Origin of the sequence: Microbacterium sp. NPDC057741 (assembly GCF_042798735.1) — a bacterium.
Taxonomy (GTDB): domain Bacteria; phylum Actinomycetota; class Actinomycetes; order Actinomycetales; family Microbacteriaceae; genus Microbacterium.
Window position 1 is genome coordinate 41,646 of sequence record NZ_JBHVJW010000002.1, and the last position, 25,454, is coordinate 67,099.

A 25,454-nucleotide genomic window follows, 5' to 3' on the forward strand; every position below is an offset into this window, starting at 1 on the left:
GTCGCCCTCGCGTCAGGTCGGTGACGCACGATCGGCTGATGGCCGCACCGCTCGTGACCGTGATCCTCCCGGCGAAAGACGCCGGGGAGTACATCGGCACGACCCTGGAGACGCTCACCCGGCAGTTCGACGATCCCTCCGCGCTGAAGCTGGTGGCGATCGACGACGGGTCGACGGATGCCACGGGCGAGCTCATGCGGCAGTACGCCGCGCGGTTCGACCGCGCGGAGGTGCTGACCAACCCGCATCCGCGGGGGCTGGCCACCGCCCGCAATCAGGGGCTCACGCACATCGAGGGCGACGCGTTCTGCTTCCTCGACGGCGACGACTGGATGCAGCCGCGCCGGCTCGACGTGCTGGTTCGGGCGCTGCGCGAGCTGCGCTGCGACTTCCTGCGCACCGACCACGTCACGGTGAAGAGGGGGGAGCGACGGCTCGTGCGCGCGCCGTTCACGCACCGCGGCGTGGTCGCCGATCCGCGCGCGGCGATCATGCCCGCCGACGACCGCACGATGGTCGACTACCCCTACGCCTGGGCGGGACTGCTGCACCGGAGAGTGCTCGACGACGGTCTGGCCGGCTTCAGCGACGGGCTCTTCACCGCCGAGGACCGACCATGGATCTGGCGGCTGCACCTGCAGGCAGCCTCGTTCGCCGTTGTCGACGCGCCGCACCTGCTGTACCGGCGCGGGGTGACCGACTCGCTGTCGAAGACGCTCGACCGCCGACAGCTGGACTTCAGTCTCGCTCTCGGCGAGGTGCTCGATCTGGTCTCGTACGACCGGGATGCCTCACGGCTGATGCCGAAGGCCGTGTCGACCGTGCTCGCGCTCAGCGCGCACCACCTCGTGCGCGCCCGCAGGATGCAGCCCGCCGTGCGGCGGGAGCTGCGCTCCGGCATCCGCCACCTGCTCGCCCGACTGCCCGCGCGCGCTGCCGCCGAAGCGATCGCGCAGCTCGACGGTCCACGCCGCCGCGTGCTCGCGCGCACTCTGAGGGAGGCCGCGCGCGAGGGGGCCTCACCGGATGCGGGCGCGGTTTCGCCGGTCACGTCCTCGCTCGGCGCGCACGCTGTGCGGGCGCCCGCGCACTCAGACCCGCAGCCGGCACGACCGGAACCCGCGACACCCCCGCTCCGGTCGTTCGCCTCCCCGGTGCGGGGCGGGGCCGACCGGTCACCTATGCGACCGGGGCAGGAGGTCGGGCGATGATCCGGGTGATCGTCACGGTCGGCGCCGCCCGCCGGCAGCCGCCGTTCACCGTGCGCGGACCCCAGCGGGCGCGGATCCGGGAGCAGGCCCGTTTCACCCCGCTCTCCGCGCGAGCAGAGCACCTCCCGCCCCCGCCTCGGTCGCTCACCTGGCCGCTGCGGGACGGGTCTGACTTGGCGACTGTGCGACAGCAGGAGGTCGGATGATGATCCGGGTGATCGTCACGGGCGGCGCCGCCCGCTCGTTCGGATGCTCGACGGCGCGACCGACGCCGCTGCGGTCTCACCGGGTGCGGATGTGTGGCAGCCGCACCCCGCAGCGCGTGCGACCGGAGCGCACTCCGGCTTCCCTCCGGTCGATCATTCTGCCCATGCGGGGCGAGAGGGACCGGCCGACCGCACGACCGGAACAGGCGAGCGCACGGTGATCCAGATCTTCGCGCTGCACAGCGGCTACGGACTGATGGCGGCGGCCGCGGCGATCGACGCCGGCCTGCTCGGCGACGCCGAGCGCATCCTCGTGCCGATGAACACGGCCAAGGTGCCCGAGACGGCGATCGACCTCGCGACCGCGCCACGGATGCGCAGCCTGCGGGCCCGGTTCGACCGGATCGAACCGCTGAACCCCCTCGTCGATCCGCGGCATCCGACCGCCTGGCAGCCCGACGAGCAGGACCTGCCGCTGCTCGAGAGGCTGTTCCGTCGGGCGTGGGGGATCGGCGATGCCGAGATCGAGCTGTACGTGCAGTCACCGCAGGTCGCGCCCGCACTCACGCTGATGAGTCTGTTCCGCGACGCACGGATCGGCGTGATCGGCGACGGCCTGATGACCTACTCGCCGATCCGCAGCCGGCTGCCGCGCCAGATCACCGAGCGGGTCGCGCGGGTCGTCTACCCCGACGTCGTGCCCGACGTCGCGCCGCTCGTCTTCACCGAGACCGGAGCCGAACGGATGCCGGTTCCGGCCGCCGCCTTCGGCGTCGCGCTGCAGGAGATGGGCGACGCCGCTCCGGATGCTGCGCTCGACGCGCTCGCCGCAGATGGAAGCCGGACGGCGCTGGTGCTCGGGCAGTACCTCTCCGCGCTGCGCCTCGTGTCGGCGGACGAGGAGACGTCGATGCAGGTCGCCATGATCGATCGTGCGGCATCCGCCGGTGCCGAGCGCATCGTCTTCAAGCCGCATCCTTCGGCGCCGCCCGGTCTGCGCGACGCGCTCGCGACGCGGGCGACGGAACGGGGCGTCGCCTTCGCGATCTACGACGGCGACCAACCCGCGGAGTACGTCGCGCAGCGGCTTGCCGCGACCGACGCCGTCGCCGGGTTCTCCACGGCGCTGCCGACGCTGCGTGCACTGTCGGGCATCCGCACCCACGCCGTCGGCACTCGTACCGTTCTCGCCAGGCTCTCGCCCTTCGAGAACAGCAATCGGATGCCGGTGACGATCGTCGATGCCCTGGAACGGGATGCGTTCGCAGCGCCGGGTTCGCTGCAGCGGCTCGTCGACGCCGTCGGCTACGCGATGCAGCCGGAGATCATGGCGCATCTGAGGGCCGGCGCGGTGTCGTGGCTGGCATCCGTGCCGGCATCCGTTCGGGAGCGGTACGTGCCGGCGGAGCGCCTGCGCGCGCTCGACCTGCCCGGCGCTCCCGCGGCCACGACCGCACAGCGGATGCTGGAGTCCGCCGGCGGCGTCGGACGCGTCGAGGAGCTGCGGCTCACCGCGGCCGGCGCGAAGCGCCGGGCCCGCCGCGCCTGGAAGGCGGCGACCGGTCGATGACCCGGGCGGATGCCGCGCTTCGCGCTGCAGTTCTCGGCTCGCGCGGCGCGGTTGTGCGCCGCGCAGGCAAGGAAGTGCCGCGTGGGCAGAGTGGTGCCGCGTGGGCGGGGAGGTGCCGCGCGGGCGGGGAGCTGCCGTGCGGATCGGCGCGCGGGGCAGCCGTGGTCTCCGACCCGTCGGCTCCGACCCGTGGCCTCGCGCTGCCGTTCTCGGCTCGCGCTGCGCGTATGTGCGCCGCGCGAGCAGGAAAGTGCCGCGCGACCAGGAATGTGCCGCCGACCAGAGGCATGCGCGATGAACCGCACGCTGAGCACAGCGCTCGCGTCGCTCCGGTCTCAACCGTTGCGGTTGCGGCAGGGGCGGGAGGCACAACGAGTGAGACCGGAGCCGAAGAAGCAGAGGAGCCGACGATGAACGACAACGGACTGACGGTCGCGATCATCCCGGCGCGCGGGGGGTCGAAGGGCGTACCGGGAAAGAACCTGCGCCTGGTGGGCGGGGTGCCGCTCGTCGAGCGGGCGGTGCGAGCCGCGGCACCCGCCGTCGACCTCGTCGTCGTGAGCACCGACGATGCGGCCATCGCCGCCGTCGCGAGGGATGCCGGGGCTCGGGTCGTCGACCGACCCGCCGAACTCTCCGGCGACGAGGCGACATCGGAGAGCGCGCTGCTGCACGCGCTCGACGTGCTCGAGGCCGACGACCTGCGGGTCGGCACCGTCGTGTTCGTGCAGGCGACGTCGCCGTTCATCCCGACGGAGGGCATCGTCGACGCGGTCGCCCTGATCGAGGGTGGCACCTACGACAGCGTGTTCTCGGCGTACGAGACCTACGGATTCCTGTGGCGGAGGGATGCCAGGGGAAGGGCGTCCGCTATCAATCACGACGCCGCGCACCGTCCGCGCCGCCAGGACCGCGAGCCGCACTTCCTGGAGACCGGGGCCTTCTACGCCTTCGACGCGATCGGCTTCCGGCGCTTCCGGCACCGCTTCTTCGGCCTGGTCGGCATCGTGACCGTGCCCGAGCGCACCGCGATCGAGATCGACGACGAGCACCAGCTCGCCCTCGCCGAGGCCGTGGCAGCAGCGCCCGGGCCCGGTTCTCCGGCATCCTGGTCGCGGCAAGATTTCAGAGTTCTGCAGAATCCCGGAGCCGAACAGGCAGATGTCTCCTGGATTCCGCAGATCTCCGCCGTGCCGGGTTCCGGCCCGCGACTGCCTGCGCCCGCCGACTATGCGGCCGCGAGGCAGAATCGCGGAGTTCTGCAGAATCCCGGAGACGAACAGGCAGATGTCTCCGAAATTCCGCACGTCTCCGACGAGATGCGGCCGGCGCCGTCTGCGGGCATCGTCGCCCAGGCACCACAGACCCCAATCCCGGCCCTCGCACTGATCACCGACTTCGACGGCGTGCACACCGACGACACCGCGATCGTCGACGAGCACGGGAACGAATCCGTCCGTGTCAGCAGGGAGGACGGCATGGGCGTCGCGCGGCTGCGCCGGGCCGGCATCCCGATGCTCATCCTCTCCACCGAGCAGAACCCCGTCGTCGCCCGCAGGGCCGAGAAGCTGCAGGTGCCCGTGCTGCACGGCGTCGACGACAAGGCCTCTGCGCTCGCCGCATGGGCCGTCGAGCGCGGCATCCGTCTTGAAGACATCGCGTACGTGGGCAACGACGTGAACGATCTGGGGCCGCTCGGGCTGGTCGGCTGGCCGATCGCCGTCGCGAACGCGCATCCGCAGGTGAGGGCCGCCGCCCGCGTCGTCCTGTCCCGCCGCGGCGGCGAGGGCGCTGTCCGCGAGGTCGCCGAGCGGATGCTGGCCGCGCGGGCCTGATCACGGGCCGTCACGCCTGCAGGCACGACGCACGCCCAGGTCCGCAGACAGCCCGTTTCTGCCCGCATCCGTCGTTCCTGCCTGCATCCGTGACGACCTCCGACTGACATGACCCGGTCACCGCCCCGCCTCCCGGGGTTCACCTGGCGCCCGTAGACCGGAGGAGTACGACCGGAGACCCAGGAATGGAGCGTCATCATGACCGTCAGCATCGGAGACCGTGTGGTCGGCGGGGGCCGCCCCACGTACGTCATCGCCGAGATCGGCCTGAACCACAACGGCGACGTCGAGATCGCCAAGAAGCTCATCGACGTGGCCCGCGAGGCCGGCGCCGACGCGGTGAAGTTCCAGAAGCGCACCCCCGAGATCGCCACGCCGGAGCGCATGCGCGACGTGCCGCGGGAGACGCCGTGGGGCACCATGACCTACCTCGACTACCGCCGCCGCGTGGAGTTCGGCCGCGACGAGTACGTCGAGATCGGCGACTACGCCACGATGGCCGGCCTGCACTGGTTCGCCTCGCCCTGGGATGTGCCGAGCGTCGAGTTCCTCGAGGACCTGGGCGTCGTCGCGCACAAGGTCGCCTCGGCGAGCCTGACCGACACGGAGCTGCTGCTCGCTCTGCGCGAGACCGGCAAGCCCGTCATCCTCTCCACCGGCATGTCGACGACGGAGCAGATCGACCGGGCGCTGGACACCCTGGGCACCGACCGCACGATCCTCATGCACGCCACGTCGACGTATCCGATGGAGCCGGGCGAAGCGAATCTGAAGATGATCAGCACGCTCCGCGACCGCTATGCCGGAGTGCCGGTGGGCTACTCCGGCCACGAGCGCGGCCTGCAGATCTCGCTCGCCGCTGTCGCGCTGGGCGCCGTGGCCGTCGAGCGTCACGTCACCCTGGACCGCGCGATGTGGGGATCCGACCACGCCGCGTCGCTCGAGCCGGGCGGGTTCGAGCGCCTGGTCCGCGACATCCGCGTGATCGAGGAGGCGCTCGGCGACGGCGTCAAGCGCGTCTACCCCGGCGAGCTCGCCCCGATGGCCAAGCTGAGGCGCGTGGGAGCATGACGTACCCCGGCAGCCGTGCCCCGCGACTGCGGGTGGTGGCGATCGCCGACGCGGACTCGTTCGTGAAGTGGTCGGCCGCGCTGCTGGATCGGGTGCCCGACATCAGCCAGCACATGCTGCTGGTGCGCACCCCGCTGGTCGTCAGCGACGCGCAGAAGCGTGCGGCGCTGGCCGGCACACGCTTCGCCGAGGATGCCCGATCCGTGACCCGCATCTCACACGCGGACGTCGTGTCGTGGCTGGCCCGCGACCGCCCCGACGTGGTCGTGCTGGCAGGCCGTGCGCCGTTCGTGCGGCTGCTGGGCCGCGAGATCGACCGGCTCTCCGAGCGTCCGATCGTCGTGAGCGGCCTGCCCGGCATGTCGATCCCGGCGCTGCGCGGCGCACTTGAGTACCGACGCCACAGCGACCTGGTCGTCGTGCACTCGCGCCGCGAGGTGGCCGCGTACTCCCGACTCGGCCGCCGGATCGGCGTCACCGTGCCGATCGCGCTGGCGACCCTGCCGTACGTGCCGGATGCGGATGCCACGGCGCCTGGCGCTCCGCGCTCGCCCCTGCGCGGCACCGAGGCCGAACTGCTGAACGGTCCTGGAACGGATCTCGTCTTCGCCGCGCAGGCCCTGGTGCCGGCTGCGCACGAGGAGCGCCGGCGGATGGCCGAGATCCTGCGGCTCGCCGCGGTCGCCGACCCGAGCAGGCGCGTGGTCGTGAAGCTGCGGTCCCGTCCCGGCGAGGTGGAGACGCATGAGGAGCGCGACCCCTATACCGATCTGCTCGAGGACGCGCCGGAGAACCTCGTCCTCTCCTACGCGCCGATGGCCGAGGCGCTGGTCACCGCGCAGGGGCTGGTCACCGTCAGCTCGACCGCGGCGATCGAGGCGCTTGGTCACGGCGTGCCGGTGATCGTGCTCGATGAGTTCGGGGTGCGGCCCGAACTTCTCAACAAGGTCTTCGAGGGCAGCGAGCTGACCGGATCGGCAGAGGACGTGATCGCGCGTCGGTTCCGGCATCCGGATGCCCAGTGGGCGGCGGCCAACTACTTCCACCGGCCAGACGAGTCGATCTGGTGGGATGAGGTGCGCGATCTTGTGGCGCTGCGCCGGCGCGGTCTGCTGCCCGCGCGCACCGTGCCGCGTGCGCGCGGCGGGGCGCTGCACGCGGCCTGGCATCGCAAGAGCGTGCTCGGCGCCGAGGACCGCACGATCACCGGCGCGATCGCCGGGTTCGTCGGCGCTCCCGTCGCGGCGGCTCTGCTGGCCAGGAAGCGCCGCCGCGCGGCATCCGACGGCAGGGAGTGGCGGGACGACGCGAGCGACTTCACGCTCGCTCCGTCGCCGCTGGCCGAACCTGTGCAGAGGCACGGCCTCGTCATCCGGTAGACTGTTGTGGTTGTCTGCCCGGCGGCACTCTGCTGAAGGCGCGGACGACGTGCAACACACCCTCCTGCTTCCGGGAAAGTCCCGGGAGCCGTTCTAGTCCGAAGGAGGTGGGTAAGTGACGCACCAGTACGAGCTCATGGTCATTCTGACCCCTGAGCTGGACGAGCGACAGGTTGCCCCCAACCTCGACAAGTTCCTGAAGGTCATCACTAACGATGGTGGCTCGATCGACAAGGTCGACATCTGGGGCAAGCGCCGTTTCGCCTACGAGATCAACAAGAAGACCGAGGGCATCTACGCCGTCGTCAACTTCACCGCGACCAGCGAGGCCACGCAGGAGATGGACCGCCAGCTCAAGCTGAGCGAGCTCGTCTTCCGCACCAAGGTCCTGCGCGCCGAAGAGGCCCAGGCCATGGTCGCCGCAGAGGCCAAGCGCGCCGCTGAGAAGGCTGCTCGCAAGCCCAAGGCTGCGAAGGCGTAAGCGCCATGGCCGGCGAAACCGTCATCACCGTGGTGGGAAACCTCACCGCCGACCCCGAGCTGCGCTACACGCAGAACGGGCTGCCGGTGGCGAACTTCACCATCGCCTCGACCCCGCGCACCTTCGACCGTCAGGCGAACGAGTGGAAGGACGGCGATGCGCTGTTCCTCCGCGCCTCGGTCTGGCGCGAGTTCGCCGAGCACGTGGCGGGCTCGCTGACCAAGGGCATGCGCGTCGTCGCCCAGGGCCGTCTGCGTCAGCGTTCGTACCAGGACCGGGAAGGCAACAACCGGGTCTCGATCGAGCTCGAGGTCGATGAGATCGGCCCCTCGCTCCGGTACGCGACCGCTCAGGTCACGCGCGCGGCGTCCACCGGCGGAGCCGGTGGCGGCGGCGGCAACTTCGGCGGCGGGCAGTCCCGTCCGCAGCAGCAGGTCTCGGAAGAGCCGTGGTCTACCCCCGGCTCGTCGAGCGCCGACGCCTGGAGCACTCCGGGCAGCTTCGGCGACGACACCCCGTTCTAAAGAACTGCGGATGCCGCAGGCATCCGAACTCATCTCGTAAGGAAAACTCATGGCTGGAAAGTCGAGCGGCGACCGCCGCAAGCCGCGGAAGGGCGCGAAGAACGCCGCCCCCGCGAAGTCCATCCGCGTGGGCGTCATTGACTACAAGGACGTCGCTACGCTTCGCAAGTTCATCTCGGAGCGTGGAAAGATCCGCGCCCGTCGTATCACCGGTGTCTCGGTGCAGGAGCAGCGTCTGATCGCCAAGGCGATCAAGAACGCGCGCGAAATGGCGCTCCTGCCCTACGCTGGCGCTGGCCGCTGAGGGGTACCGACATGGCAAAGCTGATTCTCACGAACGAGGTCGCCGGGCTCGGTAGCGCAGGCGACGTCATCGAGGTCAAGAACGGGTACGCCCGTAACTACCTCATCCCGCAGGGCTACGCCGTGGCGTGGACCCGTGGCGGTGCCAAGCAGGTCGAGTCGATCCAGGCGGCCCGCAAGGCCCGCGCGATCCACGACCTCGACGAGGCCAAGGACCTCAAGGCGAAGCTCGAGGCCGGACGGGTTCGCCTGTCGGTCAAGGCCGGCGCCGAGGGCCGTCTGTTCGGTTCGGTGAAGCCGGCCGACGTGGCCGACGCCGTCTCCGCTGCAGGCATCGGCTCGATCGACAAGCGCAAGGTGCACATCACCGCTCCGATCAAGTCGGTCGGTGACCACGAGGCCACGATTCGTCTGCACGACGACGTGACCGCCGTGATCACCCTCCAGGTGATCGCCGCGAAGTAATTCGCTCTACGGATGCCCCGTTCTCCTCGGAGGACGGGGCATTCGGCGTATCCGGGGTCCTGCGCACGGATGCCGCGGGATTGGCTCTTGGATCCAGAATGCAGTTTCCACTACGCTCTGAGCATGGCCACATCCGGTGACGACGCGTCCACACCCCAGCAGCGGGTGGATGCCCTGCAGCAGATCGCCCGACGACACGGCGCCGGCTACCGCTCAGTGGGGGAGATGGCCTACGACATCATCCGCGAGGGCATTCTTGACGGCACCCTGCCTCCCGGCACCAAGCTGCGGCAGGAGACCCTCGCCGACGCGATCGGCATCTCGCGGCTGCCGATCCGCTCGGCGCTGATTCAGCTCGAGTCCGACGGGCTCGTCGAGTTCCATGCCCGCCGCGGTGCGATGGTGCGCACGCTGTCGGTGTCGGAGGCCACGGAGGTCTACCACCTGCGCTCGGTGCTCGAGCGCGAGGCGCTGCGCCTGGCGATGGCCGAGATGACGCCGGAGCGCATCACGCGGCTGCGCGAACTGGCCGGTGCCGCGGACGCGACCTCCGAGGGCGGCGACTTCGTCGAGGCGCGCTCGGAGTTCTATGCGACGCTGTACGACTCCACCGCGCGCCCGCTTCAGTGGGAGCTCATCGAACAGTTGCGGCTCAAGCTCGGCCGTTACGTGCTGGGCTGGCGGATGGTCTCCACCGAGGGGCACCGGCACTCGCACGAGGAGCTCGTCGAGGTGATCGCCTCCGGCGACGCGGAGAAGGCGGATGCCGTGCTCGCGCACCACCTCGAGCACGTGCGCGACGGCGTTCTCGCCCTCCTGGGCGAGCCCGCCTGAGCCCGCCCGCGCCCGCGCCCGGGTGCACGACGAACGCAGGGCCGATACGCGAATGCAGGGCCGGATCTTATGATCCGGCCCTGCATTCGGGCATCCGCCCTGCAGATGGAACGCGCGTCCTCAGGTCACCGCGCCGCGCTGCGAGAACCGCGGCTCACGCCACGCCTCGGTGCGGAGGATGTCCTCGAGCGCCGCGATGGCGTCCCACACGTCGGCGTGCGACGTGTACAGCGGGGTGAACCCGAATCGGATCAGGTCGGGGGCGCGGAAGTCGCCGATCACGCCGCGCTCGATCAGCGCCTGCATGATCGGATAGCCGTCGGCGACCCGCAGCGACACCTGGCTGCCGCGCCGTGCGGACTCCCGGGGCGTGACCACCTCGACGTCCCAGTGCGGGCTGAGCCGGGCATCCACCAGCGCGATGAACAGCTCGGTGAGCCGGAGGCTCTTCTCGCGCACCTCCGCCATGTCGACCTCGGCCCACATGCGCAGCGACGCCTCGAGACCTGCGACCGAAAGCAACTGCGGTGTGCCGACGCGGAACCGCGTGATGCCCGCGGCGGGCGCGTAGCCGACCGTGAAGTCGAACGGCCTGGCGTGCCCGTGCCATCCGGTCAGCGCGGGGCGGGCATCAGCCTGATGCTGCCGCGCCGCCCAGATGAACGACGGCGAACCCGGCCCGCCGTTGAGGTACTTGTAGGTGCATCCGACGGCGAAGTCCGCGTCGGCGCCGCGCAGGTCCACAGGCACCGCGCCGGCGCTGTGACAGAGGTCCCACACGACCAGCGCGCCGGCGGCGTGCACCCTGCGGGTGACCTCGGCCATGTCGTGCATCCGCCCCGTGCGGTAGTCGACGTGCGTGAGCACGACCACCGCCACGTCGTCGTCGAGCACCTCGTCGAGGGTCGGACCGTCGTCGGCGATCAGCCGGCGCTGCAGCGGCTCCGCGCCGCCGAGCAGCTCCTGAACGCTCTCGAGCATGTACAGATCGGTGGGGAAGTTGCCGCGCTCCGCCACGATCGTGCGCCGGCCGGGCCGAAGCCTGGCGGCCGCGACGACGGCCTGGAACAGGCTGGCCGAGGTCGAGTCGCCCAGCACCACCTCACCGGCGCCCGCTCCGACGATCGGGGCCACCAGATCGCCGACCGCCTGCGGCTTGTCGAACCAGCCGGCATCGTTCCAGCTGCGGATGAGGCCCGTGCCCCACTCCTCGCGGATCACGTGCTGCACGAACTCCGGGGTGTCGCGCGGCAGCGCCCCCAGCGAGTTGCCGTCCAGATAGACGACGCCCTCGGGAAGGTCGAACCGCTCACGGAACGGCGCCAGCGGGTCGGCGGCGTCCAGCGCCTCGCAGGTGCCGCGGTCGATCGCGGGGCGGGTGTCGGTCGTGGTCATCACGGGGTCCTCTCACTCAGGACGTCGGCGTGCAGATTCAGGAAGCGCAGGGCGTTGCCGCGGCGGATGGCGTGCCTCTGCATGTCATCGAGGAACTCGGCGCGCTCCACCACACCGCCCACCGGGCGCTCGCCGAGCGGGTAGGGGTAGTCGCTGCCGACCATGACCTGGCTCGCGCCGAGGGTGTCCACCAGCATCCGCAGAGCATTCGGGTCGAAGACGACGGAGTCGACGCTGAACCGGTCGAGGTACTCCGCCGGCGGGCGCTCGCTGACGCCGATGACGTCGGGGCGCTGCTGCCACGCGTTCTCGAAACGGCCGAGCCAGAACGCGAACGACCCGCCGCCGTGCGCGAACGCGAGCCGCAGCGTCGGCGGCACACGGTCGAACACCCCGCCGAGGATCATCGCGATGATCGACAGATGCGTCTCGGCCGGCATGCCCGTCAGCCAGCGGGCCATCCAGCGGTCCAGTCGCGGCGAGCCCGGCATGTCCCAGGGGTGCACGAACACCGGGATGCCGGAGCCCGCGCAGTGCTGCAGGAACGTCACCGTGCCCTCGTCGTCGAGGTCGCGGTCGCCGACGTGGTTCCCGATCTCGACCCCGGCATGGCCGGAGGCCATCGCCCGGTCGGCCTCCGCGCACGCGGCATCCGGATTCTGAAGCGGAACCTGCGCGAACGGGATGAGCCGGTCACGGGCGGGTGCGCAGATCTCCAGCGCGAGATCGTTGAAGATGCGGGCGACCTTCACCGCCTCGTCGCCGGTCTTGTCGTAGGAGAAGAACAGCGGCGTCGGCGAGACGACCTGCATGTCCACGCCGTCGGCGTCCATGTCGGCGAGCCGGGTCTGCGCATCCCAGCACTCGACGCCGATGCGGCGGAACTCGGTCTCGCCGAGCATGATCATCGCCTCGCGCTCGGAGTCCACCCGGAGCGTCGGCCAGAGACCCGGCCCGACCTGTGCGGACAGGTCGGGCCAGGATGCCGGCACGAAGTGCGTGTGGACGTCGATCGTGCCCAACTCTGATCAACCCTTGCCGGGGTGGATGGCGCCGCAGCTCGGGCAGGTGCGGCCCTCTTCGCTCTCATAGAACGCTTTGAACACCGGCGGCAGGTCCTCGACGATGTCGCGCACCTGCAGCTCGACCTCGTGCACCTTGGTGTTGCACTCCGGGCAGAACCAGGCGAACTTCTCCAGCGTGCCCTCCTCGCGGATGCGCTCGATGACGATGCCGATCGAGCCGGCCTCCGGGCGCTGCGGGGAATGGAACACGTTGCCGGGCAGCAGCCACATCTCGCCCTCGCGGATGTCGATGCGCCGCAGGCCCTCATCCGTCTGGATGTTGACGTGCATGTTCCCCTTGTACTGGTAGAACCACTCCTCATAGGGGTCGAAGTGGAAGTCGGTGCGCTGGTTCGGGCCGCCCACGACCTGCACGATGAAGTCGTTCATCGGGATGAACGCCTGCTTGTTGTTCACCGGAGGCTGGAGCAGGTGCTCGTTCTCCTTGATCCACGCCGGGAAATCGATGACGGGTGGGATGGTGGTCATTTCTCCTCCTTGAGTACAACGGGGTTCTGCGGACGCATCGCGATCGCCTGGATCTCGATGCGCAGGTGCGGGTGAGGCAGCTGATGCACGGCGACCGTCGTGCGTGCCGGACCCTGCTCGTCGAAGTACTCGGCCCAGACGGCGTTGTACTCGGCGAAGTCGTTCATGTCGACCAGGAACGCGGTCGTCTGGACGAGATCCTCCAGCCCGCAGCCCGTGGCAGCGAGGATCTCGCGGATGTTCTCGATCACCGCGCGCGTCTGCACGGCGATGTCCAGTCTGGTGGCTCCGAACTCGTCGGCGTCCGCGCCGGCGATCGTGTTGTCCGGACGGCGGCTCGAGGTGCCCGAGACGAACACCATCGCCCCTGCGACCTTGGCGTGCGGGAACCGCCCGCGCGGGGTCGCCTTGCCGGCGACCATGACGCCCTCGCTCATCGTGCTCCTCCTTCGATGCGTACCGACACGCGGCCGAGCCCGGTGATCGTCGCCTCGACGACGCCCTGCGCGGGCACCTCGACCGCGGCGGTCGCCGCACCGGCGAGCAGGATGCCGCCGGCGTGCGCCGGGAAACCCTGAGCGGATGCCAGCCGCAGCGCGGCCTGCGGAGCGCGCGCCGGGTCGCCGAGGATCGCTGCGGTGGATCCGGTCTGCACCAGGCGTCCGTCGATCTCGAGCAGCACCGCGCGATTGCCGAGAGATCCGGCCTCGGCCGGATCGCGCCACTCGCCGATCACGAACGCGCAGGCGGAGGTGTTGTCGGCGACCACGTCGGACAGATCGAAGCGGAAGTCGCGGTAGCGCGAGTCGATGATCTCGAGCGCCGGCGCGACCGCCGTCACGCGCGTGGGATCCTCGGGGTCGAGCAGGTACGCGACCTCGGGCTCGATGCGCGGATGGATGGCGGATGCCGGGTCGAACACACCGCCGTCGCCGACGCGCATCCCGTCCGTCAGGCTGCCGAGGATGATGTCGTCGACGCCCATCTGCACGGCCTTGGCACGGCTGGTGAACCCCAGCTTCAGGCCGACGGCCCGCTCGCCGCGCGCGATCCGGCGGGCCAGCAGCGCGTGCTGCACGGCGTAGGCGTCGGTGAGCCCGATCGCGCCGCCGGCGGAGAGCTGCTCGATCGCGGCGGCATCCTGCTGGGCGCCGTCGAGACGTGCGGCGAGAGCCGCGATCTCCGTGCTCATGCCGCACCGTTCTCTGCTGCACCGTTCTCTGCCGCACCATCACGTGCCGCGACCAGGTCCAGCGCGACGTCGACGATGAGGTCCTCCTGGCCGCCGACCATCCGGCGCCTGCCGAGCTCGACGAGGATGTCGCGGGTGTCGAGGCCGTACCGCTGCGCGGCGCGCTCGGAGTGCAGCAGGAAGCTGGAGTACACCCCGGCGTAGCCGAGGGTGAGGGTCTCGCGGTCGACGCGCACCGGGCGGGTCTGCAGTGGACGGATCAGCTCCTCCGCGGCGTCCTGCAGGGCGAACAGATCGCAGCCGTGCTCCCAGCCGAGCAGGTTCGCCACGGCGATGAACGGCTCGATCGGGCAGTTGCCCGCCCCCGCACCCTGCCCGGCCAGCGAGGCGTCGACGCGGTGCACGCCGTGCTCGACGGCGATGACCGAGTTCGCCACCGACAGCGACAGGTTCTCGTGTGCGTGGATGCCGATCTGCGTCTCCGGACGCAGCACCTCGCGATAGGCGTCCACGCGGTCGGCGACATCCCTCATGGTCAGCCGGCCGCCGGAGTCGGTGACGTAGACGCAGTGCGCGCCGTAGGACTCCATCAGCCTGGCCTGCTCGGCCAGCGACCGGGGGTCGTTCATGTGGCTCATCATCAGGAAGCCCGACACGTCCATGCCGTGCTCACGCGCCCAGGCGATGTGCTGAGCGGAGACGTCTGCCTCGGTGCAGTGCGTGGCGACGCGGACACTCCGCACACCCAGGTCGCGGGCCCGCTCGAGGTCGTCGATGGTGCCGATGCCGGGCAGGATCAGCGTCGTCAGCTTCGCGTTCTTCACGACGGATGCCGCGGCCTCGATCCACTGCAGATCGGTGGCGGCGCCGTGACCGTAGGTGACGCTCGAGCCGCCGAGTCCGTCGCCGTGGGCGACCTCGATGGCGTCGACCCCCGCGGCATCCAGTGCGCCGGCGATCGCGCGCACGTCGCCCGTCGAGTAGCTGTGCCCGACCGCGTGCATGCCGTCGCGCAGGGTCACATCCTGCACGTAGACCTTCATGCCGCCGCCTCCGTTCGGTTCGCGACCAGGTGCTCCGCGGTGCGCAGGGCGGCGCTGGTCATGATGTCGAGGTTGCCGGCGTACTCCGGCAGGTAGTGTCCGGCGCCCTCGACCTCGAGCAGCACGGTGACCTTCGTCCCGCGGAACGGGCGGTCCAGCGCCGGCACGTAGGCGTGGTCGACGGCGTCGAACTGCACCTGCTGCTTCAGGCGGTACCCGCCGACGTAGTCGCTGACATCGGCGATCATCCGCTGGATGGAGTCGCGCACCGCGTCCTCGTCCACGTCGGCCTCCACCAGGCAGAGCACCGTGTCGCGCATCATCAGCGGGGGCTCGGCAGGGTTCAGCACGATGATCGCCTTGCCGTAGCCTGCACCGCCGACCTGCTCGATCGCGCGGGCGGTGGTCTCGGTGAACTCGTCGATGTTGGCCCGAGTGCCAGGGCCGGCCGACTTCGAGGCGATGGACGCCACGATCTCGGCGTAGGCGACCGGCGCCACCCGCGACACGGCGGCGACGATCGGCACGGTGGCCTGCCCGCCGCAGGTGACCATGTTCACATTCTCGGCGCCGCGGTGCTCGTCGATGTTCACCACCGGGACGACGTAGGGTCCGATCGCGGCGGGCGTCAGGTCGACCATGAGCCGGCCGTGCTCGCGCATCAGCGCGGCGTTGCGCGCGTGCGCTCCCGCCGAGGTGGCGTCGAACACCAGCGCGACATCGTCGAACTCCGGCATCCGCAGCAGTCCCTCGACGCCCTCGTGCGTGGTCGCGACGCCGAGCCGGCGTGCGCGGGCGAGCCCGTCGGACGCCTCGTCGATGCCCACCATCGCGACCACGTGCAGCGAGGAGGAGAGTCTCTTGATCTTGATCAGCAGGTCGGTTCCGATGTTGCCGGAGCCGATGATCGCCACGCCGACGCTCATGCCGCCGTCCTTTCCGAGGGGATGAAGTCCGCGCGCACCTCGCCGAGGCCGTCGAGGCGGGCGCGGTACACGCCGGCGGACGCCGCGACCATGGGACCCAGCGCGCCGGACAGGATGACCTCGCCCGCGCGCAGCGGGCGGCCGTGCCGGGCGACCGCGCGTGCCAGCCAGGCGACCGCGATCACCGGGCTGCCCAGGCACGCGGCGCCGGACCCGGTCGACACCGGTTCGCCGTCGCGGTCCAGGCTCATGCCGAGCGCGGACAGGTCGAAGCCGTCCAGCGACCGGGGCGTGGTGCCGAGAACCACGGCTCCGCTGGACGCGTTGTCGGCGATGGTGTCGGTGATGCGGATGTCCCACCCGGCGATGCGCGAGTCGACGACCTCGATAGCGGGCAGCACGAACTCGGTCGCGCGCAGCACGTCGGCGACGTTCGCGGTGGGGGAGTCCAGGTCGCGGCCCAGCACGAAGGCGACCTCGGCCTCGACGCGCGGCTGCAGGAAACGACCCAGATCGAGAGGCTCGCGGTCGGCGACGATCATGTCGTCGAAGAGCACGCCGTAGTCCGGAGAGTACACGCCGAACTGCGCCTGCACCGACAGTGAGGTGAGCCCGATCTTGCGGCCCGCGATGCGCGCACCGGCCGCGATACGGCGATCGGTCTCCACGGACTGCGCCGCGTAGGCGGCATCCTGATCCGTCTCGCCGAGCAGGTCGCGCACCGGGGCGCACGGGATGCCGGACTCGGCGGCCTCGCGCAGCCGCACGGCTGCGCCCTCGACGCCGGATGCCGCGCTCACAGCTGCACGCACACGTTGGTCGGCTCGGTGTAGAAGTCGAGCGAGTGGGTGCCGCCCTCGCGGCCGATGCCGGAGAGGCCGACGCCGCCGAACGGGCTGCGCAGGTCGCGCAGGTACCAGGTGTTCACCCAGGACATGCCGACGTTCATGCGCTGTGCCACGCGGTGGCCGCGGCTGAGATCGGTGGTCCAGGTCACCGCGGCGAGGCCGTAGTCGGTGTCGTTCGCCAGCGCGATCGCCTCGTCCTCGGTGTCGAACGGGATGAGAGCGGCGACCGGGCCGAACACCTCCTCGCGCACCACCCGGTGCGAGTTGTCGAGCCCTGTCCACAGGGTCGGCTCGATCCAGGAGCCGGCGTCGAGACCGTCGCCCAGGGTGGGGACGCCGCCGCCGGCGAGCACTGTCGCGCCCTCCTCGACGGCCAGCTTCAGGTACGACTGCACCTTCTCGCGGTGGGTCTGTGAGATCAGGGGACCGGTGGTGGTCGCCGGGTTCTCCGGGCGGCCGAGGCGCAGGCGGGAGGCCTGCTCGGCGAGGCCGGCCGCGACGTCGTCGAAGATCGCGCGCTGCACGTAGATGCGCTCGGTGCACAGGCACACCTGCCCGGTGTTCAGGTAGGTGGAACGCGCCAGACCCGCGATCGCGGCGTCGAGGTCGGCGTCGGCGAAGACGACGGCGGCGTTCTTGCCGCCCAGCTCGAACGAGACGGGGCGCACCCGCGGCGACACTGCGCGCATGATCGCCGAGCCGGTCGAGGACTCGCCGGTGAAGGTCACGCCGTCGATGCCAGGATGCCGCGTGAGCATCTCGCCCGCGGAGTCGGTGCCGAACCCGTGCACGACGTTCACCACGCCGGCCGGCACGCCCGCCTCGGCGAGGATCTCGGCGAGCAGCGTCGCCGACGAGGGCGTCTCCTCGGAGGGCTTGATCACCACGGTGTTGCCCGTGGCCAGTGCCGGGGCGAGCTTCCAGGTGAGCAGCAGCAAGGGCAGGTTCCACGGCACGATCACGGCGACGACGCCGAGCGGCTTGCGCACGGCGTAGTTCAGGGCGTGCCGCCCGTCGGGCAGATCGGTGAGGTACGAGTCGAGCCCGGCCGTGGACACCGTGTCGGCGAAGGAGCGGAAGTTCGCGGCGGCGCGGGCGACGTCGAGGTCGCGGGCCAGGGTCTCCGGCTTGCCGGTGTCGCCGACCTCGGCGGCGACCAGCTCGTCTGCGCGGCGGTCGATCGCGTCGGCGACGCGCCGCAGCAGGCGGGCGCGCTCGGCCACCGGCATCCGTCCCCAGGGGCCGTCGAAGGCTGCGCGCGCGGCGGCGACCGCGCGGTCGACCTGCTCGGCGCCGGCCTCGTGCACCTCGCCGATGACGCTGCCGTCGACCGGGTTCACCTTGAGGAACGTGCGGGTGCCGTCGACCGGCTCGCCGGCGATCATGTTGCGGATCGCTCGCGGCTCCCGGCCGCGCTCGGCGGAGGGGAGGGGAGGCGTCATCGTCTCGGGGACCATGTGCTCAGGCTAGGAAGCGGCGAGGGATGCCGACAAATACTCTCTTGATGAGTTGCCATGCCCATACGGCTATAGTCACCGTCATGGCCACCGATCGAATCCTGGACGGCCGGGTCAAGATCCGGCACCTCGTCCTCGTCACCGCCGTCGCCGACGCCGGCACCCTCGTCCGCGCCGCCGAGGCGCTGCACATCACCCAGCCCGTCGTCACGCGCGGCCTGCGCGAGCTCGAGGAGGTGCTCGGCGTGCCGCTCTTCGAACGGATGCCGCGCGGCGTGGTGCCCACGGAGTACGGGACAGCGTTCATCGAGCGCGCCCGCTCCGTGCTCGCGGAGCTGCGCGCCGCGGGCGAGGAGGTGCGCCTCCTGCAGTCCGGGCAGCTCGGGACCGTGACCGTCGGCACGCACCTGGCCGGGTCGAACCTGCTGCTGCCGCGAGCGATCGCAGGACTGAAGCGCGAGCATCCGCGCCTGACGGTGGTGGTGCGCGAGGGCACGCCCGACCACCTGCAGCAGCTGCTGCTGAGCGGCGATCTCGATCTCACGGTGGGGCGGCTATCGCCGACGGTGCCGGGCAGGCTGGAGCAGGAGCGACTGCACCACGAACCGATCCGCCTGGTGGCCAGGGCCGGGCATCCGGTGGTCGGGACGGTGAAGGCGGAGTCGCTGGCCGAGCTGCTCGCCTACCCGTGGATCTTCCCTGTCGCGCAGACCGCGCTGCGCGCTGAGCTCGAGGCGGTGTTCTTCCACGAGGGCCTTCCTCTGCCGCCCGACCGCGTGGAGTGCACCTCGATGCTCACGCTGCGCAACCTGCTCGTGAACACCGACGTGATCGCGGCGCTGCCGATGTTCATCGCGACGGATGACCGCGAGCTGAGCCTGCTTCCCACCCCGCTCAGCTCGATCCGCCGGGCCGTCGGCGTCACCATGCCGAAGGACCGCGCACCGTCATCCGCAGCTGCCGCGCTGCTCGCCCACCTGCGGGAGGAGGGTGCGCGCATCGCCGAGCTGGAGCGGGAGTACTCGCACCCCCGGCGCTGAGCCGGTATGCCCATTCGGTCATGGCTGTGACCGATATGGATATTGGACAGCATCGTTACCTCCGGACGACGCTGAGGGGACGACACGACGTCGTGACGAACCCCACCCGAATCAGCCAATGGAGGCGACATGGCCGGCTCACCCTACGTGCCGAACGCGAAGAAGTACCGTCCCGAGGACTTCCAGCGAGTCGAAGGGGAACCGTCCGACCCGGACCCCTCCTCGTGGGGCATGCAGCCCGACGGCACCTTCCTGCCGCCCGCGCACACGCCGTCCGTGCCCCGTGACGTCTTCGTCGACTGGCCCGGCCAGCTCGAGCACTACGACCAGGAGACCTACACCCTGAACGCGAAGGCCGAGGCCTTCTATCCGATCGTCGTCAACACCAGCCACTCCTGGCAGTGCATCTACGACTTCGACGGCAAGCGCTACATGCTGCACTACGGCGGCGGCAACCACTGGAAGCTCTACGACATCACCGATCCGCGGGCACTGACGATCGTCGACGAGGAGCAGTGGGGATGGGGCGACCCGCGGCCCGAGTTCGGTGCGGTCACCGTGCAGTACAACGAGCGGCTCGGCAAGCACATCGCCGTGCAGGCCAGCGAGACGCCGCGCTACTTCCTCAAGGGGCGCGTCGCCAACAAGTGGATCGACGACACCGTCGAGGGCCAGCTCAAGGAGTGGGAGGGCCTGCGCGGCTTCCGCACCTACGAGATGAACGGCCCGAGCCCGCGTGACTGGACCGTCCTGACTGAAGTCTCCACCGACCCGAACCACGGGCCGGACGAGATCCAGGAGGGCAACGGCGTGCTCGACCTGCCGGTGTACTACGGCGACAAGTACCTGTTCGTCGCCACTGCACCCGACAACACCTTCACGAACCAGCCCTACAAGACCACGCTGTGGACCGCCGGCCATGCCGCCTACGACATCTCCGACCCAGCCAAGCCCGAACTGCTCTCCACCTGGTGGGTGCCGGGCTCCCGCGCCGGCGAGGAGACTGACTCCGAGTACCTCGCGACCAACGAGCGCTGGAACAACAAGACCTCCTGGTTCGGCTCGCGCATGGGCGTGTTCATGCCTCGCTCGGTGGAGTCCGGCTACAAGTACGCCTACGCCGCCCAAGGCGGACAGGGCTTCTTCGTGCTCGACGTCAGCGACCCGGCGAACATCCACCACGTCGGCTGGTGCCACCTGCCCGTGAGCGTCGCCGGCACCGAGGGCGACAACGTCGACACGACGCAGGTCGAGGAGACCGGCTACGTCTACGTCTCGGGCTACCCGATGAACACCGACTGCTACGAGCCGGCCAAGGAGATCTACCAGATCGACGTCAGCGACCCGACGAACCCGCGCGTGGTGCGCACGCTGCCCCGCCCGGTTCCGCCGGCGGATGCGAAGTTCACCGACTACGCGCAGCGCCGCGGCTCGTTCGGGCCGAAGCGCTCCGGCTACTTCACCAACACCGGCACGCCGCACGGCAACGTCATCCCTTACGCGTTCTACGCCGGCGGGCTGCAGATCTTCGATGTCCGCGACCCCGAGAACCCGAAGGTCGGTGCGTACTTCGTGCCGCCGATGGGTCTGAAGGAGGACGACGACATGGCCGCGCCCGTGCACGGCATCTTCGTCGAATGGGACCGCAACATCATCTGGCTGTTCGCGAACCACGGCATCTACGCGGTGTCGACGACCCTGCTGGGCGAGCCTGTCGTCGGGCTGCCCGCCGAAGCGTGACATGACCGTCATGTTCGAGACCGCCGTGAAGGGGGAGTCCGTGAAGACGCCTGATGCCACCGCCGGAGGCCGGCTCGTGGTCGACGCCCTGAAGAAGGACTACGAGCTCGACGGTGCACCGGTGCCGGTCGTGAAGGACGTCACCTTCACGATCGAGCCCGGCACGTTCTACTCGCTGCTCGGACCGTCGGGATGCGGCAAGACGACGACCCTGCGCTGCGTGGCGGGTCTGGAGAAGAGCAACGGCGGAGTGATCTCGCTGGACGGGACGACCATCTCGACCGGCACCGTGCACGTCAGCCCCGACAAGCGGGACATCGGCATGGTGTTCCAGAACTACGCGATCTGGCCGCACATGACCGTCTTCGCCAACGCCGTGTTCCCGCTGCAGGTGTCGAGCAACCGCATCCCGAAGCAGGAGGCGCGCAAGCGCGCCATGGAGGCACTGGAGCTCGTGCAGCTGGATCACCTCGCCCAGCGTCCGGCGACGGCGCTGTCCGGCGGGCAGCAGCAGCGGCTGGCGCTGGCGCGTGCGCTGGCGCACCGGCCGCGCCTGCTGCTGCTCGACGAGCCACTGTCGAACCTCGACGCCAAGCTGCGCGACACGATGCGCAACGAGCTGCGCAGCCTGCAGCGCTCGCTCGGCATCAGCGCCCTGTACGTCACGCACGACCAGTCCGAGGCGCTGTCCATGTCTGACCGGGTCGCCGTCATGAACGGCGGCCGGATCGTGCAGGAGGCCGCGCCCCGCGAGCTGTACGACCAGCCCGCCGACCGTTTCGTCGCCGACTTCGTCGGGCGGGTGAACATGATCCCCGCCGTCGTGCGCGAGGTCGACGGCGCCGGGGATGCCTCGGTCGAGGCGGTCGCCACCCGTCTGACCACTCCCGTGCCCGTCGGCGTCGGCGTCGGCGACGAGGTCACGCTCACCTTCCGCCCGGAGAGCCTGCGCTGGCACGCATCCCCGGTCGACCGGCCCAACGTCGTCGCCGCGCAGGTCGTGCGCGTCGAGTTCCTCGGCGAGATGGTCGAGTACGAGACCGAGGTGCGCTCGGGCGACGAGGTCGTCGGCCGCATCGTCGGCCGCGGCGCGCCGCTGAACAGCCCGCGCGAGGGGGACCGGGTCTTCCTCGAACTCGCGCCGCACGCCTGTCGTGTGCTGACCGACTGACCCTGCACAGAGCACCATCCCGCAACACACACCCGAACGATGTCAGAGAGGACATCAGAACCATGAAGAGAACTGCAACGAAGACGGCTCTGGGGGCCGCCGCGCTGGTCACAGCGTTCGCGGTGACCCTCACCGGCTGCGGATCGTCGAACGACTCCGCAGGCAAGGGGAGCGATCTGAAGGGCGACGTCGAGGCATCCGCCACGTGCGACGCCGTCCAGGTCGGCGCGTTCACGCGCTGCGAGAACTTCTACGAGGACTACTGGCCAGGCATCGACAAGCAGCTGGACAAGCTCTACGAGGAGGCGAAGAAGACCGACGGCGGCAAGCTCGTCATCTGGGACTGGTACGAGCTCGCTCCCGAGGTGATCGCCGAGTTCAACAAGCGCTTCCCCGACATCAAGGTCGAGACCCGCGGTATGACCTACAACCTGTCGTCCGGCATCATCTCCGCCAAGGCGACTGGAGCCCGCAACACCGACGTGGTGTCTGGTTCGATCACCTCGATGACCGCCATGTACGACGAGGGCTTCTGGGAGAAGATCGACTGGCAGAGCTACGGCGTGCCCAAGGAATTCTTCACCGTCGGTGCTCCCGAGCTCATGCCGGACAGCATCAACGGCACCCTGATGCAGTACAACACCGACAAGGTGGACTCCGTGCCGGCGAGTCTGGACGGGCTGCTCGACTCGAAATACAAGAACCAGGTCTCGGTCGCGGGCTACAACGCCATCGTCTTCTCGGGCTACGGCATGGCCGAGGGCCAGGACAAGATGGTGAAGCTGATCGACGACCTGAAGTCGTCGGGCAATCTGAAGCTGCTCGAGGACCAGGGTGCGCCATTGTCGAGCGGTGACGTGCCGATCGCGCTGAACCAGACGCTCTTCAACCCGAACCCGTCGCTGAAGGTGTCACCGTTCGAGAACACGAACATCTTCGCCCAGTTCTCGGGCGTCAACACCGAGGCGAAGAACAAGTCGGCAGCCGCCCTCTGGGTGCTGTGGAACGCGTTCGACCCGGACTGGATCAAGCTGCGCATGACCGACGAGCGGTTCGCCAGCACGCAGGTGCCCTTCGCAGGCTTGCCGACCAAGACCTTCGACGAGGCGACGGGTCTGATGAAGACAAACGCTGACGCCCTCCTGCTCGGCCTGAAGAACGGCGCCGAGACCGAGACGCAGGACACCCGCGACAAGTGGAACGACATGATCAACGCGGCCGACAAGGCGCTGAACGGATAACCATGTTCAAGGCAGGACGGACCGCGGCGCCGAGGACGCGCCCCACCTCGATGAAGATCGCGATGACCATCGCCGGCACGGTGATCTTCCTTCTGCTCGGGTTGCCGCTGATCGTGCAGATCATCACGGCGTTCCGCGGCCCGTTCCTGCCGTTCGGCGTCTCCTCCGCGCAGTGGGGCGTCACCAACTTCATCACCCTCTGGGAGCTCCGCGAGGACTTCTGGGGCGTGCTCGGCGCGACCGGCGCCTTCGTCGGCGGCTCGACGGTGCTCAGCCTGCTGATGGCCTTCGGCCTGGCCTGGATCACGGTCAGGACGGATGCCCCGATGCGGCGCCTCATCTCGGTGCTGGTGATCGTCCCGTACATCATCCCGCCGATCGTCAAGGCTCAGGCCTACCTGCTGATGCTCTCGCCGGAGTCGGGCGTGCTCAATCAGCTGCTCCGGCTGCTGCCGTTCACCGGCGACGTGCCGATCGATCCGTACTCGTTCGGGTCACTGATCTTCATCCAGTCGCTGACCAACGTGACCTTCCCGTTCTTGATGATGGTGCCGATCCTGACCAACATGGACGGCTCGCTCGAGGAGTCCGCGCGGGTGTCGGGGGCGTCCTGGCCGAAGACGCTGCGTCGGGTGACGCTGCCGATGCTGTGGCCGGGGCTGCTGGGCGTCACGGTGCTCACCTTCATCCTCGGGCTGGGCAGCCTGGAGGTGCCGCTGCTGTTCGGGCAGGAGTCCGGCAAGAACATCTTCTCGCTCAAGCTCTGGACCCTGATCAGCTCCAGCTCGGGGCAGCTGCCGCAGTACGGACTCGCCGCCGCCTGGGGACTGGTGTTCCTCGTGATCACCACGATCGCCTTCGCCGTCTACCTGCGTGCGACCAGGAACGCCGAGCGCCGGGCATCCGTCTCGGGCAAGGGCTTCCGCCCCTCGACCATGAAGATGGGCGGCTGGAAGATCCCCTCGATGATCCTGGTGACGATCTTCATCCTGCTCACCGCGATCCTGCCCCTGCTGGCGCTGCTGTGGGGCGCCATCACGCCCTATCCGGTGGCCTTCTCGTTCGACGCGATGCTGAATCGCACCAGTTTCGCTGCCTTCGGCACCGTGCTGGCCGACCCCGACTTCTGGGTGTCGCTGGGGCGTACCGTGATCATCGCGGGCGGCAGCGCCACGCTCGCAGTGGTCGTGGCGACGGTGTTCGCCTACGGCATCGCCCGCAGCAGGAAGACGCCCTGGGTGAAGGCCGCCGACCTGTTCGCGTCGTCGTCGGTGGCGATCCCCGCGACGATCGCCGGCTTCGCCATGTTCCTCACCTTCATGGTCCTGAACCCCTACATTCCGCTGGCGGGCACGCTGATCGCGCTGATCATCGCGTACTCGTACCGGGTGTCGATCGCCTACCGCTCGTCATACAGTGCGACGCTGCAGATCCGGCCGGAGCTGGAGGAAGCTGCGCTGGTAAGCGGTGCCAGCCAGCTCACCGGGTTCCGCCGGGTGGTCGGGCCACTGCTGATGCCGACCGTGATGGCGGTGTGGATCCAGATGTTCATCCTCGGCACCAACGAGTTCACGCTGCCGGCGTTCCTCGCGGTGCCCGAGACCCGGCCGCTGTCGATGTACATCTACGCGATGATCAACCCCCGCTCGGCGCAGCTGTACGCGCCGGATCAGGGTGCCGCGATGGCGCTGATCTTCACGCTGATGGTCTTCGCGATCGGTTACGGCCTGCAGTGGCTGCTCGCGCGGCGGGCGATCGGACGGGCACGCAAGGCGGTCGCCGCGCCCGACCTGACGCCGCTGTCCGCGGCTCCGGGCGGTGGCGGCGAGGATCCGTCCGCGACCGTCACGATCGCGGTCGCGAAGCGCCGCGCTCGGCGCAGCTGACGCCGCGCGCGCAACTTCGGATCCGGCGCCCGACGCGCCGCAGTGAGGCGCGCACAGGCGCGCTCTTGACTTTTGGATCCAGT

24 protein-coding genes are annotated in these 25,454 nt (G+C 69.9%); 15 read left to right on the plus strand and 9 right to left on the minus strand.

The genetic code is table 11. The features are described 5' to 3' along the window. Positions 1-38 precede the first annotated feature (38 nt). From ACFVDO_RS07200 to ACFVDO_RS07245, 10 genes are all read left to right on the plus strand, one after another. Positions 39-1,211 carry a glycosyltransferase family 2 protein gene (locus ACFVDO_RS07200; RefSeq protein WP_378855393.1) on the plus strand — a complete coding sequence of 391 codons (1,173 nt, stop codon included), beginning with the start codon at positions 39-41 and terminating at the stop codon, positions 1,209-1,211. Between the two features lie 249 nt (positions 1,212-1,460). Next, positions 1,461-2,987: a polysialyltransferase family glycosyltransferase gene (locus ACFVDO_RS07205; protein ID WP_378855391.1), complete on the plus strand. Its 1,527-nt coding sequence runs from the start codon at positions 1,461-1,463 to the stop codon at positions 2,985-2,987. Between the two features lie 410 nt (positions 2,988-3,397). Then, positions 3,398-4,822 (plus strand): cytidylyltransferase domain-containing protein, encoded by a 1,425-nt coding sequence (locus ACFVDO_RS07210; RefSeq protein ID WP_378855388.1) that lies wholly within the window; start codon positions 3,398-3,400, stop codon positions 4,820-4,822. A 198-nt stretch (positions 4,823-5,020) separates the two neighbouring features. Continuing rightward, entirely contained in the window at positions 5,021-5,893 is an 873-nt protein-coding gene (locus tag ACFVDO_RS07215; RefSeq protein ID WP_378855386.1) for an N-acetylneuraminate synthase family protein, read from the plus strand. Beyond that, on the plus strand, positions 5,890-7,272 hold the full coding sequence (locus tag ACFVDO_RS07220) for a DUF6716 putative glycosyltransferase (RefSeq protein ID WP_378855384.1): 1,383 nt from the start codon (positions 5,890-5,892) through the stop codon (positions 7,270-7,272). Before ACFVDO_RS07215 ends, ACFVDO_RS07220 begins: the two co-directional genes overlap by 4 nt. 115 nt (positions 7,273-7,387) lie before the next feature. Beyond that, positions 7,388-7,753 (plus strand): 30S ribosomal protein S6, encoded by a 366-nt coding sequence (rpsF, locus tag ACFVDO_RS07225; protein ID WP_378855382.1) that lies wholly within the window; start codon positions 7,388-7,390, stop codon positions 7,751-7,753. A gap of 5 nt (positions 7,754-7,758) precedes the next feature. Further along, on the plus strand, positions 7,759-8,277 hold the full coding sequence (locus ACFVDO_RS07230) for a single-stranded DNA-binding protein (RefSeq protein ID WP_378855380.1): 519 nt from the start codon (positions 7,759-7,761) through the stop codon (positions 8,275-8,277). A 49-nt stretch (positions 8,278-8,326) separates the two neighbouring features. Further along, the gene (gene rpsR, locus ACFVDO_RS07235) at positions 8,327-8,581 is read left to right on the plus strand and encodes a 30S ribosomal protein S18 (RefSeq protein WP_040168021.1); all 255 of its coding nucleotides are present in this window, start codon (positions 8,327-8,329) and stop codon (positions 8,579-8,581) included. Positions 8,582-8,592: 11 nt separating this feature from the next. Then, a complete protein-coding gene (rplI, locus tag ACFVDO_RS07240; RefSeq protein ID WP_378855378.1) occupies positions 8,593-9,045 on the plus strand; it encodes a 50S ribosomal protein L9 in 453 nt (150 codons plus the stop codon). A gap of 123 nt (positions 9,046-9,168) precedes the next feature. Continuing rightward, entirely contained in the window at positions 9,169-9,879 is a 711-nt protein-coding gene (locus ACFVDO_RS07245; protein WP_378855376.1) for a GntR family transcriptional regulator, read from the plus strand. Between the two features lie 120 nt (positions 9,880-9,999). Here the strand turns inward: ACFVDO_RS07245 and kynU are convergent, their stop codons facing one another. Genes kynU through ACFVDO_RS07290 form a run of 9 tightly spaced genes read right to left on the minus strand, consistent with a single transcriptional unit; the run spans position 10,000 to position 18,293 of the window. After that, positions 10,000-11,274: a kynureninase gene (kynU, locus tag ACFVDO_RS07250; protein WP_378855374.1), complete on the minus strand. Its 1,275-nt coding sequence runs from the start codon at positions 11,272-11,274 to the stop codon at positions 10,000-10,002. Beyond that, entirely contained in the window at positions 11,274-12,296 is a 1,023-nt protein-coding gene (locus ACFVDO_RS07255; protein WP_378855372.1) for an amidohydrolase family protein, read from the minus strand. The genes kynU and ACFVDO_RS07255 overlap by 1 nt, the downstream gene beginning before the upstream one ends. 6 nt (positions 12,297-12,302) lie before the next feature. After that, positions 12,303-12,827 (minus strand): 3-hydroxyanthranilate 3,4-dioxygenase, encoded by a 525-nt coding sequence (locus ACFVDO_RS07260; protein ID WP_378855370.1) that lies wholly within the window; start codon positions 12,825-12,827, stop codon positions 12,303-12,305. Next, the gene (locus tag ACFVDO_RS07265; RefSeq protein WP_378855368.1) at positions 12,824-13,264 is read right to left on the minus strand and encodes a RidA family protein; all 441 of its coding nucleotides are present in this window, start codon (positions 13,262-13,264) and stop codon (positions 12,824-12,826) included. Before ACFVDO_RS07265 ends, ACFVDO_RS07260 begins: the two co-directional genes overlap by 4 nt. Continuing rightward, entirely contained in the window at positions 13,261-14,019 is a 759-nt protein-coding gene (locus tag ACFVDO_RS07270; protein WP_378855366.1) for a 2-keto-4-pentenoate hydratase, read from the minus strand. The genes ACFVDO_RS07265 and ACFVDO_RS07270 overlap by 4 nt, the downstream gene beginning before the upstream one ends. Continuing rightward, positions 14,016-15,062 (minus strand): 4-hydroxy-2-oxovalerate aldolase, encoded by a 1,047-nt coding sequence (gene dmpG, locus ACFVDO_RS07275; RefSeq protein ID WP_378855364.1) that lies wholly within the window; start codon positions 15,060-15,062, stop codon positions 14,016-14,018. Before dmpG ends, ACFVDO_RS07270 begins: the two co-directional genes overlap by 4 nt. Continuing rightward, positions 15,059-15,988 carry an acetaldehyde dehydrogenase (acetylating) gene (locus ACFVDO_RS07280; RefSeq protein ID WP_378855362.1) on the minus strand — a complete coding sequence of 310 codons (930 nt, stop codon included), beginning with the start codon at positions 15,986-15,988 and terminating at the stop codon, positions 15,059-15,061. The genes dmpG and ACFVDO_RS07280 overlap by 4 nt, the downstream gene beginning before the upstream one ends. Then, positions 15,985-16,788: a 2-keto-4-pentenoate hydratase gene (locus ACFVDO_RS07285; RefSeq protein ID WP_378855360.1), complete on the minus strand. Its 804-nt coding sequence runs from the start codon at positions 16,786-16,788 to the stop codon at positions 15,985-15,987. Before ACFVDO_RS07285 ends, ACFVDO_RS07280 begins: the two co-directional genes overlap by 4 nt. Continuing rightward, positions 16,785-18,293: a 2-hydroxymuconic semialdehyde dehydrogenase gene (locus ACFVDO_RS07290; protein ID WP_378855358.1), complete on the minus strand. Its 1,509-nt coding sequence runs from the start codon at positions 18,291-18,293 to the stop codon at positions 16,785-16,787. Before ACFVDO_RS07290 ends, ACFVDO_RS07285 begins: the two co-directional genes overlap by 4 nt. Before the next feature lie 83 nt (positions 18,294-18,376). Here ACFVDO_RS07290 and ACFVDO_RS07295 point away from each other — a divergent pair, with 83 nt between their 5' ends. The 5 genes from ACFVDO_RS07295 to ACFVDO_RS07315 all read left to right on the plus strand — a co-directional run bounded on the left by ACFVDO_RS07295 (position 18,377) and on the right by ACFVDO_RS07315 (position 25,371). Continuing rightward, on the plus strand, positions 18,377-19,333 hold the full coding sequence (locus ACFVDO_RS07295; RefSeq protein ID WP_378855356.1) for a LysR substrate-binding domain-containing protein: 957 nt from the start codon (positions 18,377-18,379) through the stop codon (positions 19,331-19,333). A gap of 129 nt (positions 19,334-19,462) precedes the next feature. Beyond that, a complete protein-coding gene (locus tag ACFVDO_RS07300; protein ID WP_378855354.1) occupies positions 19,463-21,073 on the plus strand; it encodes an LVIVD repeat-containing protein in 1,611 nt (536 codons plus the stop codon). Position 21,074: 1 nt separating this feature from the next. Further along, positions 21,075-22,244: an ABC transporter ATP-binding protein gene (locus tag ACFVDO_RS07305; protein WP_378855352.1), complete on the plus strand. Its 1,170-nt coding sequence runs from the start codon at positions 21,075-21,077 to the stop codon at positions 22,242-22,244. 62 nt (positions 22,245-22,306) lie between these two features. Then, a complete protein-coding gene (locus ACFVDO_RS07310) occupies positions 22,307-23,485 on the plus strand; it encodes an ABC transporter substrate-binding protein (RefSeq protein WP_378855350.1) in 1,179 nt (392 codons plus the stop codon). Between the two features lie 2 nt (positions 23,486-23,487). Continuing rightward, positions 23,488-25,371: an ABC transporter permease gene (locus ACFVDO_RS07315; protein ID WP_378855348.1), complete on the plus strand. Its 1,884-nt coding sequence runs from the start codon at positions 23,488-23,490 to the stop codon at positions 25,369-25,371. The last annotated feature ends 83 nt before the right edge of the window (positions 25,372-25,454 follow it).